The 11,642-nt window shown below is 66.6% G+C and carries 12 protein-coding genes and 3 tRNA genes; 7 read left to right on the top strand and 8 right to left on the bottom strand.

All coding sequences use genetic code 11. From position 1 onward, the window contains the following. The 3 genes from WBV89_RS16865 to WBV89_RS16855 form a co-directional block, all read right to left on the bottom strand. Positions 1-289: GTP-binding protein (locus tag WBV89_RS16865; RefSeq protein ID WP_423982503.1), on the bottom strand; the 289-nt coding region annotated here is incomplete at its 3' end. 40 nt (positions 290-329) lie between these two features. Beyond that, positions 330-406, bottom strand: a tRNA-Met gene (locus WBV89_RS16860). 64 nt (positions 407-470) lie between these two features. Continuing rightward, a tRNA-Thr gene (locus tag WBV89_RS16855) sits at positions 471-543 on the bottom strand. 289 nt (positions 544-832) lie between these two features. On the opposite strand from WBV89_RS16855, the gene WBV89_RS16850 reads away from it, so the two are divergent. Next, complete coding sequence (locus tag WBV89_RS16850) at positions 833-1,396, top strand: N-acetyltransferase family protein (protein ID WP_423982502.1); 564 nt, start codon at positions 833-835, stop codon at positions 1,394-1,396. 1 nt (position 1,397) lies between these two features. On the opposite strand, the gene WBV89_RS16845 is transcribed toward WBV89_RS16850, so the two are convergent. Together WBV89_RS16845 and WBV89_RS16840 are read right to left on the bottom strand one after the other, a co-directional pair. Next, the gene (locus WBV89_RS16845; protein ID WP_423982501.1) at positions 1,398-1,811 is read right to left on the bottom strand and encodes a DUF6941 family protein; all 414 of its coding nucleotides are present in this window, start codon (positions 1,809-1,811) and stop codon (positions 1,398-1,400) included. A 253-nt stretch (positions 1,812-2,064) separates the two neighbouring features. Further along, positions 2,065-3,039, bottom strand: a complete 975-nt coding sequence (locus WBV89_RS16840) for a helix-turn-helix transcriptional regulator (protein ID WP_423982500.1) — start codon at positions 3,037-3,039, stop codon at positions 2,065-2,067. A gap of 102 nt (positions 3,040-3,141) precedes the next feature. Here WBV89_RS16840 and WBV89_RS16835 point away from each other — a divergent pair, with 102 nt between their 5' ends. After that, a complete protein-coding gene (locus WBV89_RS16835) occupies positions 3,142-4,224 on the top strand; it encodes an ATP-binding cassette domain-containing protein (protein ID WP_423982499.1) in 1,083 nt (360 codons plus the stop codon). Then, positions 4,221-5,054 (top strand): ABC transporter permease, encoded by an 834-nt coding sequence (locus WBV89_RS16830; RefSeq protein ID WP_423982498.1) that lies wholly within the window; start codon positions 4,221-4,223, stop codon positions 5,052-5,054. The genes WBV89_RS16835 and WBV89_RS16830 overlap by 4 nt, the downstream gene beginning before the upstream one ends. A gap of 164 nt (positions 5,055-5,218) precedes the next feature. On the opposite strand, the gene WBV89_RS16825 is transcribed toward WBV89_RS16830, so the two are convergent. Further along, positions 5,219-5,301, bottom strand: a tRNA-Tyr gene (locus WBV89_RS16825). Positions 5,302-5,439: 138 nt separating this feature from the next. Between WBV89_RS16825 and WBV89_RS16820 the strand changes: the two genes are divergently transcribed. The 4 genes from WBV89_RS16820 (at position 5,440) to WBV89_RS16805 (ending at position 9,155) form a co-directional block, all read left to right on the top strand. Beyond that, positions 5,440-5,928, top strand: coding sequence for a YajQ family cyclic di-GMP-binding protein (locus WBV89_RS16820; RefSeq protein WP_423982497.1), 489 nt, complete (start codon positions 5,440-5,442; stop codon positions 5,926-5,928). Between the two features lie 69 nt (positions 5,929-5,997). Further along, on the top strand, positions 5,998-6,660 hold the full coding sequence (locus WBV89_RS16815) for a response regulator transcription factor (RefSeq protein ID WP_423982496.1): 663 nt from the start codon (positions 5,998-6,000) through the stop codon (positions 6,658-6,660). After that, on the top strand, positions 6,657-8,216 hold the full coding sequence (locus tag WBV89_RS16810; RefSeq protein ID WP_423982495.1) for an ATP-binding protein: 1,560 nt from the start codon (positions 6,657-6,659) through the stop codon (positions 8,214-8,216). Before WBV89_RS16815 ends, WBV89_RS16810 begins: the two co-directional genes overlap by 4 nt. 171 nt (positions 8,217-8,387) lie before the next feature. After that, the gene (locus WBV89_RS16805; RefSeq protein WP_423982494.1) at positions 8,388-9,155 is read left to right on the top strand and encodes a hypothetical protein; all 768 of its coding nucleotides are present in this window, start codon (positions 8,388-8,390) and stop codon (positions 9,153-9,155) included. Between the two features lie 38 nt (positions 9,156-9,193). On the opposite strand, the gene egtD is transcribed toward WBV89_RS16805, so the two are convergent. After that, entirely contained in the window at positions 9,194-10,177 is a 984-nt protein-coding gene (egtD, locus tag WBV89_RS16800; RefSeq protein ID WP_423982493.1) for an L-histidine N(alpha)-methyltransferase, read from the bottom strand. Between the two features lie 9 nt (positions 10,178-10,186). Continuing rightward, complete coding sequence (gene egtB / locus WBV89_RS16795) at positions 10,187-11,530, bottom strand: ergothioneine biosynthesis protein EgtB (RefSeq protein WP_423982492.1); 1,344 nt, start codon at positions 11,528-11,530, stop codon at positions 10,187-10,189. Positions 11,531-11,642: the final 112 nt, after the last annotated feature.

Below are 11,642 nucleotides of genomic sequence, written 5' to 3'. Positions count from 1 at the left end.
CCGCACCGGTGATCATGTTCTTGATGTAGTCAGCATGACCAGGCATGTCGATGTGCGCATAGTGGCGCTTCTCGGTCTCGTACTCGATGTGCGAGATCGAGATCGTGATCCCACGCGCCTTCTCCTCCGGCGCCTTGTCGATTCCCTCGAAGTCGGTGAAATCGGCCAATCCCCGCTCGGACAGCGTCTTGGAGATCGCCGCGGTGAGCGTGGTCTTGCCATGGTCGATGTGGCCCATGGTTCCGACATTGACGTGCGGCTTGTTCCGCTCGAACTTTGCTTTGCTCATTGCTTTCCTCGCTCCTGAGGGTTCCTGGTACTGGGATGACTGGTAGCGGCGGTCGGACTTGAACCGACGACCTTCCGATTATGAGCCGGATGCTCTGACCAACTGAGCTACGCCGCCGTGTGGCTATGACCTATCGCTAGATGACTTGGCTCGTCGCCGGGTCTCCCCGACCACTTGGTCGAGCCCTCTGTGAGAATCGAACTCACGACACCAGCCTTACCATGGCTGTGCTCTACCGACTGAGCTAAGAGGGCGTCACGAACGAGTGCATCGTGCACTCGATCGAGCCGTTGCTGACTATGTGATTCCGACGGCCGTTCCGCTCCGATTGATCGGATCCGGGGCAACCTTCGGGACCGCATCAGCGTTGCGGCCAGCCCACGAGTGTATCGGCGCCTCTCGGACTCCCACCGCGCGATGGATCGTTTCGCGGCACGGTCCCCGACCAGCGGATGCCGTCGCCGACGTCACCGAAACCGCAGGCGTCGATCAGCCACGAATGCTCGCCGAGTGCGCCGGGCGCGAGCGATAGCGTCGTCGGGGATGCCCCGGTCCACCACCCAGCGCGTGACGGTCTCACTTCGTTCCGCCGAGCACGACGATGCCGAGGCGATGCGCGCGATCTACAACCACGAGGTCGACAACTTCACCACGACGCTCGACATGGTGCCGCGCTCGCTCGCCGACCAGGAAGCCTGGATCGCCGCTCGGGCGGGTGCGTTCAAGGCAATCGTGGCCGTCACCGGGTCCGAGGTGGGCGGCCTCCAGGGCAGCGACACGGAGCCGCCGAACGAGTCGAGGGTGGTGGGCTTCGCCTCGCTCTCCCCGTTCAAGGAACGGCCCGCCTACAGCCCGACGGTCGAGACGTCGATCTATGTTGCACGCGCGTATGCGGGGCACGGGATCGGCCGCACGCTGATGGACCGATTGATCGAGGAAGCGCGCGACAGCGGCTTCCACTCGATGATCGCACGGATCGAGACGAGCGGCGAGGCGTCGCTCGCGCTCCATCGGGCGTGTGGATTCGAGCTGATCGGAATCGAGCGCGAGGTCGGTCGCAAGTTCCGGCGGTGGCTCGACGTCGCCACGATGCAGTTGATGCTCTGATTCAGGCCCGCTCGACGACACGGAACGCCAGATCGCCGGCGATCTCGTCATCGATGTCGACCTGCAGGTCGTAGCGGCCGGCGGCCGGGAACAGGATCTTCGCGAGCGGCACGACGACGGGCACCTGACGACCTTCTCCGGCGAGCAGCCCCGTCGGACGATCCACTTCGTACAAGTCGACCTTGACGGTGGCGATGAGCGTGGCCGTGTCGGCCGACTTGATCTTCATCACCATCCGGTGGGCCTCGACCGCTTCGTTGGGCGGCATGTACACCATGGCCGCAACATGGCACCGGAACGGTGCGGGAAGCCGAGCGGCCACCAGCCGTGTGAGTCCTCCCGATTGGACGAACAGCAGTCCCTCGCGGATCTGCGCGTAGTCGCACAGGATCAGGGCATCGAGGCGAGCCGTCATCCGCGCCCCGACAGCGGCTGATCGAGGATCGTCGGCACCGCCGGCTGCGCGAACACGCCGGACTCCCGTACGAAGAACCGACCCGCCACGGCGCCGAGCGTACTGCGAGTCGACCTGTCCGGAGATGGCGCCCGCGGTTCGACGATCGCGTCCCGATGGCGTCAGACGACGGCCGCGAGGGCTTCGGACCCGTGCGGGGGATGTACGTCAGCTGTTCGTCGACCGGTTCGGCACCCGTGGGCGGTCGAGGGGCTCAGGTTGTGGGACCGGTCGTCGAGGTGGCGGTCGTGAGATGGATGGCGACGGTCGCGAGGTGGGCGGAGAACTCGGGTGGCGACCGCACCTCGAAGTCGGCACCGAGCGATGCGACGACCATCGTCGGCCACTCGAGCGCACGGCTCGGGATCGTCAGGCGGCAGTGGTCGGGGTCGAGTTCGACGACGTCGGTCCAATGGCCGACTCGTTCACGCACATCCGAAGCGGGGGCGTCGACGTCGACGACGTAGTCGGTGTGCGGCGTCGAGTCACTGATCGATGAACGGACATAGGCCGCCGCATCGCCCATCGGAATCGGTCGGGGCGCGAACCGCTCACCCGTGAGCACCGGGCTGTCGATGCGATCGACGCGGAAGGTCCGCCAGTCACCGCGACCATTGTCGAAGGCGACGAGATACCAGCGACGGCCGAGCGTCACCAGTTGCATCGGTTCGACTCGCCGGGCGGTGTCCGCCCCGCGCTTGTCGCGGTACGCAAATTCGAGGCGCTCCACGTTGCGCGCCGCCGTCGCGAGGGTCGTGAGGCTCTGCGTGTCGACGTTGGCCTCCGGATCGCCCCACTGTGCAGCGACGGTCATCACGGCGAGGTCGTCGGCGCGACGACGCAGACGTGGTGGGAGCACCTGCACGACCTTCGCCAACGCCGTGACCGACGCCTCGGCAACACCGGCGATGCCGAGATTGGCCGCGGCGCGCAGGGCGACGACCAGTCCGACCGCCTCGTCGTCGTCGAGGACGAGGGGTGGGAGCGAGGCACCGGGCGCGAGCCGATAGCCACCGTCCACACCCGGACTCGCCTCGACGGGGTAACCCAGGCCGCGCAATCGATCGATGTCCCGGCGCACGGTGCGCGGTGACACCTCGAGGCGGTCGGCGAGGTCGTTCCCACTCCAGTCCCGGTGGGTCTGCAACAACGTCAGGAGTCGCAGCATCCGTTCGCTCGTATCGGCCACGAAAATCAGAATAGTTCTGATTGCGGCCAGATCCTGACCGCATTGGGTTTTATGTTCGGGAAGCGAGACACATCACGACCAGCCGCACCAGAAGGAGCACCCATGACGGACACGACGACCATTGAACATCCCGCCGAAACCGACAACCGCCCGACCGACAGCGATGCCGGACTCGATGCCGCTCACGGCGACAGCGCCATCATCGTGAGGGGACTCGGGCGAAGCTTCGACGGCACCACTGCCGTCGACGGCCTCGACCTGAGCATCGCCTCCGGGGAGATCTACGGATTCCTCGGCCCGAACGGAGCCGGGAAATCGACCACGGTGCGCATGCTGTGCACGCTGCTGGCGCCCACCTCGGGCTCGGCGACCGTCGCCGGCTTCGACGTCGAGAGCCGCCCGGACCAGGTGCGACTCCGCATCGGTGCCGCGCTGCAGGAAGCAGCGCTGGACCCGCTCCAGACCGGCGACGAACTGTTGCGGCTGCAGGGACGGCTCTACGGGCTCACCCGACGCGAGATCGACGGACGACTCCGCCAGTTGGCCGAGTTGATCGACCTCGGCGATGCTCTGCACCGACCGATCAAGACCTACTCGGGAGGGATGAGCCGACGCCTCGATCTGGCCGCGTCGCTCGTCCACAACCCGGACGTGCTGTTCCTCGACGAACCCACCACGGGACTCGACCCGGTCAGCCGGGCGTCGGTGTGGGACGAGGTGCGACGCCTCAACGAGACCTTGGGCATGACGATCTTCCTCACGACGCAGTACCTCGAGGAGGCCGATGTGCTCGCCGATCGCGTCGGGATCATCAACGGTGGACGACTCGTCGCCGAAGGTACCCCGGAGCAGCTGAAGCGCAGCGTGGGTGACGACGTGATCATCGCCCGCGTGGGAGGCGACGTCGAGATCGCCCGCGACGCACTGTCCGGCGTCGCTGGGGTGAGTCGCGTCGACGACGTGCACGACGAGTTGGTGATCGCGACCGCCAACGGTGCAGCGACCGTTGGGCCGGTCGCGATCGCACTCGGACGGGCCGGCGTCGACATCCACGACCTCACGCTGCGCACCACCACACTCGACGACGTCTTCCTCGAGGTCACCGGCAATCGCATCCGCGACAACGAGCCATCCCCCGAACAATCCGATCGATCACCCGCACCCACCACGGAGGCCACGCGATGAACACCCAGACACTCAGCCGGAACGCACCGGCGATGACCATCGAGGCCAGCGACATCCGAGCCCGACGATCCTCGCTGCTCCACGACATCGCGTCGGTCGCGGGGCGCGCGCTGCGGGCGGTCCCGAAGGATCTCGAGGCGGTCATCCCACCGGTCCTGATCGCGTTCTTCTTCTTCATCGTGAACGTCGCCACACTCAAACCACTGACCGAGGGCAATGTCGCGGGGATCGACTACACCGCGTTCCAGATGGCGACCGCGATCCTCCTCGGGGTCACGGGCGTGTCACGAGCCCCGGCGGTCGTCCTCGACGTCCAGAACGGCTACATGGACCGGCTGCTGCTCACCCCGATTCGCCGGACCGCGATCCTGGTCGGGCACATGGTCGCCGACATGGCGGTCGCCGCTGGGCTGACCGTGCCGATCGTGCTGCTCGGCTTCGGGCTCGGCGTGCGTTTCGAGTCGGGACCGCTCGGCATCGTGGTGTTCGTGCTCATCGCCTCCTGCTGGAGCCTCGCCTTCTCCGGGTTCGGCTATGCGATCGCGCTGAAGACCGGAAATCCGGCGGCGGTGCAGTCCAGCTTCCTGCTGTTCTTCCCGTTCCTGTTCATGACGTCGTCGTACGTCCCCCGGTCGCAGCTCACCGGCTGGCTCGACACCGTCGCCGGGCTCAACCCGGTCACCTACATCCTCGACGGTCTCCGCTCGTTGACGCTGCAGGGTTGGCAGTGGGACGAGCTCGCACAGACGGCGCTCGCCATCGGCGTGGTCGCCGCGATCAGCATGACGCTGTGTTTCACGGCGCTGCGCAAACGAGTTGCGAACGGCTGAGCCATCGCCGGCCGGCGGACCGACGCGAGCTGCCGGCGCCCGCGTCGTCCTCGATTCTCGTCGCGATCCTGTGCGCGAACCGCGTCGATCCGCGACGAGAAGCGCAGGCAACGGAAAAACGAAACGAGCCCGTCAGCGCAGTGCTGACGGGCTCGTCGTGAGTGTGGGCCGGGTAGGATTTGAACCTACGAAGGCATACGCCGGCAGAGTTACAATCTGCTTCCTTTGGCCACTCGGACACCGACCCTATTGGTCCCCGCTCCACAGACTTTCGACTCGAGACTCGCAGTGGTCTGTCGAACGAGGCGACGAAAGCGTACAGGTGCGGGCCGATCGCGCAACCCGCCACGCAACCGTTGCCGCCACCTCCGCTACCGTTTCGGGCATGGCAAGTTTTGACGTCGTCTCCGAAGTCGATGAGCAGGAGGTTCGCAACGCGGTCGATCAGGCCCAGCGCGAAATCGCCAACCGATACGACTTCAAGAACACGAACTCGTCGATCGAGCTGACCGAGCTGGTGATCACGATGCACACCGCCAGCGAGGACCGGCTGAACGCTCTCCGGATCGTGGTCGAGGAGAAGCTGGTGAAGCGCGGGGTGTCGCTGCGCGGCGTCGAGTACGGCGACGTGCAGGAGGCCAGCCAGAACACGGTCCGGCAGGTGATGACGATCGCCGTCGGCATCTCGCAGGAGAAGTCGAAGCTGATCAACCGCACGATCAAGGAGAAGGGCCCCAAGGGCGTCACCAGCCAGGTGCAGGGTGACTCGATCCGGGTCAACGCGAAGAAGCGCGACGCTCTCCAGGAAGTCATCGCACTCCTCAAGGGCGAAGACATCGGGATCCCGCTGCAGTTCCAGAACTTCCGCGACTGAGCGACACCCGAGGGGCGCGGACCGGCGACTCTCAGGCAGTCCTCAGGCGAATCGGGCAGAATCGGCCTGGTGCGCATCCTGGTCGTCGACGACGAAGTCCGCCTCGCGGAGTCGATCGCTCGCGGGTTGTCCGCCGAAGGCTTCGCCACCGACATCGTCCACGACGGACGCGATGCACTGTGGCGCGCGCAGGAGGTCGACTACGCGGCGATCATCCTCGACATCATGCTGCCCGGTCGCAACGGCTACGAGGTCTGCCGGGAGCTGCGCGCCGCCGGCGTGAACACGCCGATCCTGATGCTCACCGCCAAGGACGGTGAGTACGACGAAGCAGAAGGACTCGACACCGGTGCCGACGACTACCTCCGCAAACCGTTCTCGTTCGTGGTGCTCGTCGCTCGTCTCCGGGCACTGCTGCGGCGACGCTCCGGCATCGCGGACAACACGATCGGCGCGGGCACCGTGACGCTCGATCTCGGGCGGCTGGTCGTGACGACACCGGATGGCTCCGTCGAGCTCACGCCACGGGAGTTCGCCGTCGCCGAGTACCTCGTGCGGCGCAGCCCCGACGTGGTGTCGAAGTCCGCGTTGCTCGACGCGGTGTGGGGGCTCGATTTCGACGGCGACCCGAACATCGTCGAGGTCTACATCGGCTACCTGCGCAAGAAGCTGGGCCGGGAATCGATCCGCACGGTGCGCGGCGCCGGATACCAACTCGCGGTCGATCGATGAGCCGAACCCGTCGCGGCATCTCGATGCGCGCCCGTCTCACCTGGACAATGGCGACCATCGCGTTCGTCGCGTTCTCGGTGCTCGCGCTGGTCGCACCCACCGCAGTGCGCCCGATCCTCGAGGACGACCTGCTCGCAGCCGAGGCCCAGAAGTCATCGCTCCTTTTCACGCTCGGGGTGCCGTCGGCGTTCGACCCGGACGACCTGATCGAGATCACGGACGGCGAGCTGTTCGGCATCGACGCCGATGTGCTCGTCGACGTCGGTGAGATGTTCGGTGACTTCTTCTCCGGATTCGGACTCGACGACGACGAACTCGAAGCGGCCGCCCGTGCAGAGATCGAGCTGCTGCAGGGCATCGATCGGCTGGACCTGCTCACCGAGGCGGCCGACGGCCCGTTCGTGATCGAGCTCGGTCCGACGATCGGAGCGGAGGTCGACACCGACGGCTCGTTCCGCCTCGTCGACGACCTCGACACCGTCATCGACGACGGCATCCCGGTCATCTCGTCCGAGGAGATCGACGACCTGCTCACCGACGACGTCGGCCTCCGGCCGGTCACCCGGGACTCGTTCATCGAGACCGATCCCGACGCGCGCACGATCGCCGGGGTCGTGGACGTCGACGGGACACCCTTGCTCGTCGCCGCGGACGCGGCCGCGGTCGATCGCAGCGTCGCCCGCGTGCAGCGCGGGCTGTGGCTCGCCGTTCCACTCCTCACGATGCTCGTCGCCGGTGTGGCGTGGGTGCTCATCAGCCGAGCTCTCCGACCGGTGGGAGCGATCACCGAGCGTGCCTCGACGATCAGCGGGGGCTCGCTCGATGCACGGGTTCCGGTTCCGCGGTCGGGAGACGAGATCTCGACGCTCGCGCTCACGGTCAACGAGATGCTCGATCGGCTCGAGGGCGACGATCGCGCCCGGCGCCGCTTCATCTCGGATGCGTCCCACGAACTGCGCTCCCCCGTCGCGGTGATGCGCAACGACGCCGAGGTCGCGCTTCGCTACCCCGACACCGCCGACGTCGGTCGACTCGCGGTCGTCGTCGCGGACGAATCCGCTCGCCTGTCGACGATCATCGACGACCTGCTCACGCTCGCCCGCCACGACGAGGGTGTCATCGGACCCGTCACCGACATCGACCTCGATGACATCGTGATCGGTGAGGCCGACCGGACGCGACGCGTTCCGGTGGATTCGAGCCAGGTCTCGGCGGGACGCGTTCGGGGACGTCAGGACGAGCTGACGCGACTCGTCGCACACCTGCTCGACAACGCCGCCCGCCACGCACGGTCCACCGTGAGCGTCGCGCTCCGTTCGTCGGCGACCCACGTCGAGTTGATCGTCGACGACGACGGCCCCGGTGTGGCACCGGCCGACCGCGAGCGGATCTTCGAACGATTCGTCCGCCTCGACGACGCGCGAACCCGCGACGCGGGAGGCGCCGGGCTCGGACTCGCAGTGGTCCGGGGAATCGCGGAACGCTCCGGAGGAACGGTACGAGTCGACACGTCACCCCTCGGCGGTGCGCGCTTCACCGTGGATTTCGCGGTCTGACCACCGTTGACGCCGCGACCAGCCTCTTCCGGTGAGATGTGAGACCACCAGGGCGTCTCACATCTCACCGCAAGATTCGGGTCGGCGATCAGGGGTCGTTCTCAGGTTGGCTTCAGGTCGCCTCGGCAGAGTGGTGACATCGCCCGTTTCCGCTGATGCCGAAGGATCGACATGGACCACTTCCCCCCGCCCTCCCCCGATGACGTCCGACCGGAGCCGACCGCTCCGCAACCGGGATCGCGTCGACGGCTCGTTCTGGCCGCCGTCGCTGCGACGGCACTCGGTGTCGGCGGCGTCGTGGTCGGATCCCAGCTCGTCCAGGCCGGCGACGACGACGCGAGCGACGATTCAACTCCCGTCGACACCGAGCCGTCGACCGACGACACCACGCCGGACGAGTCCACCCCCGACGATTCGGGAACAGAGGACGATGACGCCGATCCCGACGAGCTGCCGGACCTCGGCCATCTCGGCGGGCTCGGTGATCTCGGCGGGATGTTCGACCAGTTCGAGCGGTGCTTCTCGATCGAGATTCCCGACTTCCTCGACGAGGGCGAGTTGCCGGCCGATGCCGACTGGGACATGGGATTCGATGAGCTCCTCGGCCGCTCGGTGACCGTGCTCGATCCCGAGGCCGACGACTTCCTCTCGATGTTCGACTTCGGCGACGGCGACGGATCGATCACGATCACCCAGACCGACGGCGAGATCGAGATCACCACGGACGGCGACGTCAACGCCATCGAGACCGGCCTCCCGTTCGAACTGCCGGACTTCGATCACGACGATCACTCGGACGACTCCGAGGGCGATGACACCGATTCGAGCACCGACGACGAGGCCGGAGACGATTCGGACGCGACGCTCGAGGAGTGTGAGTTCGTCCTGCCGGACGGCGACTTCCTCGACGGTCTCCTCGACGACATCTTCTCCGAGTGACACCCCGCCGTCATCGTGTGTCAGGCACCCGATGACGGTCAGCTGCGACGGGCGAGGATCACCGCGTAGTCACCGGCGTCGTCCCTGAACACCTGGGACTCCGCGTCGAAGCCGACCTCCGCGAGTTCCTCGACCGTCCGCTCGGGTGTGAACTTGGAGGAGATCTCGACGCGGATCTCCTCGCCGGCCGCGAGTTCGAGATCGAGGTCGAGCCCGTCGAGTCGGGCGGTCATCGGATCACACGCTCGCAGCCGCATGTCGAGCCGCTGCTGACGGCCGTCCCAGAACGGCACGTACCCGAAGTTGCCGACGTCGAGGTCTCCGTCGTAGGTGCGGTTGATGTTCGTGAGCGCGTTCCGGATGAAGGCCTCGGTGACGCCCTGCTCATCGTCGTAGGCCGCGATCAGCCGGTCGATCGGCTTGACCAGATCGATCCCGACCATCACCCAGTCACCCGGGGCGAGGACGTCGGCGAGAGCGCCCAGGAAGGCGCGCCGTTCCTCGACGTAGAAGTTGCCGATCGTCCCACCGAGGAACAGCACCAACCGCTCACCTGCCGTCGGGACGGCCGACAGCAGATGGAGGTGACGCGTGAAGTCACCGACGACGGGCTCCACCTCGATCTCGGGATGACGCTCGACGAGCATCTCGGCCGCGTCGAGCAACGTCGCTTCGCTGACGTCGAGGGGAACGAAACGCTGGATCAGCCCGTGGGCGACGAACGCGTCGAGGAGGGTGCGGGTCTTGTCGCTCGTGCCCGACCCGAGTTCGATGACGGTCGTCGCCTCGGTCGACTCCGCGATCACCGCGGAGTGGTCGGCGAGGATCGAGCGCTCGGCTTCGGTCTGGTAGTACTCCGGAACCGAGGTGATCTGAGAGAACAGTTCACTCCCACGGTCGTCGTAGAGCCAGCGCGGAGGCAGCGTGCGCGGGAGACGGGTGAGCGCGTCGCGGAGTTCGAGTGCGGCGGGGTCGAGGAAGTGGGAGGTCTCGGTCGTGTCGGAGCGGAGGTGCGAATCCATGTGGTCTGATCAGTCCTGTGCGAGGCGGACACCACCGAGGTGCCAGCGGGTGTGGGGGTGGAAGAAGTTGCGGTACGTGGTTCGGGCGTGGCCGGGCGGGGTGAGAGCGCCGCCGCCACGCAGGATCTGTTGGCCCGACATGAACTTGCCGTTGTACTCACCGATGGCGCCATCGGCCGGGCGGTATCCCGGGTACGGCTGGTAGGCGGACGATGTCCATTCCCACACGTCACCGAACATCTGACGGATGCCGCCGTCTGCCCAAGCCTCGGGCATCGGCGATGTCGGGTGGAACGTGAAGCTGTCGTTGCGTTCGTCGAGGAAGCCGGCAGTCTCCGGGCCCGCACCCGTCACGCGAGCGGCATGCTCCCATTCGAACTCGGTCGGGAGTCGCGCTCCGGCCCACGTGGCGTAGGCGTCGGCCTCGTAGTGCGAGACGTGGCAGACGGGTTCGTGGGGGTCGACGGCTCGGAGACCGGTCAAGGAGTGGATCCACCAATCGCCGGGTGAGTCGGGATCGGGCCGCCAGTACAGCGGCGCACACCACCCCTCGTCCTGTGCCCGATACCAACCGTCGGACCTCCACAGATCGGGTCGTTCGTATCCGCCATCGTCCATGAACTCCCGCCATTCGCCGGCGGTCACGACGCGATCGGCCAGCGCGAAGTCGTACAACCGCACCTCGTGAGCCGGGCCCTCGTTGTCGAACGAGAACGAGTCCGCACGGGACGATCCGGCGTCCTCGACCCCGATCCCGACCACGCCACCGGGAACGTCGACGAAGCGCGCGCGCCCGGGGTCGTCGCAATCGATGACCGGACGATCGACGTAGGCCGGACCGATCGCCGGATTCATCGACAGGACGTGCTTGATGTCGATCAGCAACAGTTCCTGATGCTGCTCTTCGTGATGCGTTCCGAGTTCGAGGATCGCGAGTTGCTCATCGGACAGCGCACCGCTCGTGAGCCGCTCCGCGACCTCCGCCTCGACCGCCGCACGGTAGTCGGCGACCTCGGAGCACGACGGGCGGGTGACGAGACCGCGGTTCGGTCGTGGATGACGGGCGCCGACGGCCTCGTAGTAGCTGTTGTAGAGGAAGCGGTACTCCTGGCGATCGTGTGGACGCGCACTGGTGCCGTCGAGACCGAGCACGAATTCGGCGAAGAACCACGTCGTGTGCGCGCGATGCCACTTCGTCGGGCTGACATCGTCCATCGACTGCACCATCTGGTCCTCGGGCGACAGCGGCGCGGCCAACCGTTCGGTTCGCGCGCGGACTTCTGCGAAGCGAACAGCCAGCGACGCCGGATCGAAACGGTCCGACCGAACGGGCGAGGTGATCGTCGACGTCATGTCCATATGCAACCCGGTGTACCCACGAGCGCTTCCAGACATGCGGTGAACTTCCCGCGAACTCCGGTGACTACCGTGCGTACATGGACATCGGCCTGCTGATCTTCCCGAC

Origin of the sequence: Ilumatobacter sp., from assembly GCF_049588435.1 — a bacterium.
GTDB lineage: Bacteria > Actinomycetota > Acidimicrobiia > Acidimicrobiales > Ilumatobacteraceae > Ilumatobacter_A.
The sequence above is the reverse complement of the archived record's forward strand: the minus strand, read 5'-3'. Positions and strand labels throughout refer to the sequence as shown.

Excerpts from the sequence above, each read along its gene's own strand:
- WBV89_RS16835 (WP_423982499.1), top strand. The coding sequence starts at position 3,142 with ATGACGGACACGACGACCATTGAACATCCCGCCGAAACCGACAACCGC.
- WBV89_RS16805 (WP_423982494.1), top strand. The coding sequence starts at position 8,388 with ATGGACCACTTCCCCCCGCCCTCCCCCGATGACGTCCGACCGGAGCCG.
- WBV89_RS16820 (WP_423982497.1), top strand. The coding sequence starts at position 5,440 with ATGGCAAGTTTTGACGTCGTCTCCGAAGTCGATGAGCAGGAGGTTCGC.
- WBV89_RS16830 (WP_423982498.1), top strand. The coding sequence starts at position 4,221 with ATGAACACCCAGACACTCAGCCGGAACGCACCGGCGATGACCATCGAG.
- WBV89_RS16845 (WP_423982501.1), bottom strand. The coding sequence starts at position 1,811 with ATGACGGCTCGCCTCGATGCCCTGATCCTGTGCGACTACGCGCAGATC.
- WBV89_RS16810 (WP_423982495.1), top strand. The coding sequence starts at position 6,657 with ATGAGCCGAACCCGTCGCGGCATCTCGATGCGCGCCCGTCTCACCTGG.
- egtB (WP_423982492.1), bottom strand. The coding sequence starts at position 11,530 with ATGACGTCGACGATCACCTCGCCCGTTCGGTCGGACCGTTTCGATCCG.
- WBV89_RS16850 (WP_423982502.1), top strand. The coding sequence starts at position 833 with ATGCCCCGGTCCACCACCCAGCGCGTGACGGTCTCACTTCGTTCCGCC.
- egtD (WP_423982493.1), bottom strand. The coding sequence starts at position 10,177 with ATGGATTCGCACCTCCGCTCCGACACGACCGAGACCTCCCACTTCCTC.